The following is a 705-nucleotide window of genomic DNA, read 5'->3' on the forward strand; positions in this document are numbered from 1 at the left end:
CGTCCACTCGTATGCCGTGCAGCAGTGGACGCTCGAGCCGACCGGCGCCTTCGCCAAGGTCGCGCCCCGGGTCACGTGGGCGCGTCACGGTGCGAAGTTCGTCGCCGCGGTCGAGAATGGCCCCCTGACCGCGACCCAGTTCCATCCCGAGAAGTCCGGCGACGCCGGACTGCACCTGCTCGAGAACTGGGTCCGCGGCCTGTGACCGTGCCGACCCCTGCCCGTCCGGGCTGAACGGGGATCGGCCTCGACGAGGAGGGGACCCGTGGCGACGAGGAAGTCGGCTGCCAGCTCGAGCACGAAGCGTCGGAGCCGCACCACGAGACGTACCTCCTCCGGTGCCCTCTACCCGCGGCGGCGACGCAGCCGGCCCGGGCTTCCGACGACGGTGGGCACCGCGCTCGGCGCACTCGTCGTGACGACCCTGCTCGACCTGTCCTGGCCGCTGCGCATCGCGCTCATCGCCGTCGTCCTCGTCGTCGGGTTGGCCTACGTCCTGTGGCGCCATCGTGGCGAGATCGCCGCCGCCGGCGCGCAGAGCGCTCCCGAAGACACCCCGACCGACCCCGTCGCGAAGTGAGCACTCGACGGGGGTGGTGAGTCGAGTGCCCACTTCCCGACCGGCCCCGGCGTGGCCGGGATCTGAGCACTCGACGGGGGGTGGTGAGTCGAGTGCCCACTTCCCGACGGGCCACGACGTGGGCC

1 protein-coding gene and 1 pseudogene are annotated in these 705 nt (G+C 72.3%); both read left to right on the forward strand.

From position 1 onward, the window contains the following. A pseudogene (locus AC1DP0_RS22395) lies at window positions 1-205 on the forward strand (imidazole glycerol phosphate synthase subunit HisH); the annotation flags it as partial. 60 nt (window positions 206-265) lie between these two features. After that, the gene (locus tag AC1DP0_RS22400) at window positions 266-580 is read left to right on the forward strand and encodes a hypothetical protein (RefSeq protein ID WP_478088854.1); all 315 of its coding nucleotides are present in this window, start codon (window positions 266-268) and stop codon (window positions 578-580) included. The last annotated feature ends 125 nt before the right edge of the window (window positions 581-705 follow it).

This window comes from Terrabacter sp. P5_B1 (assembly GCF_056400505.1).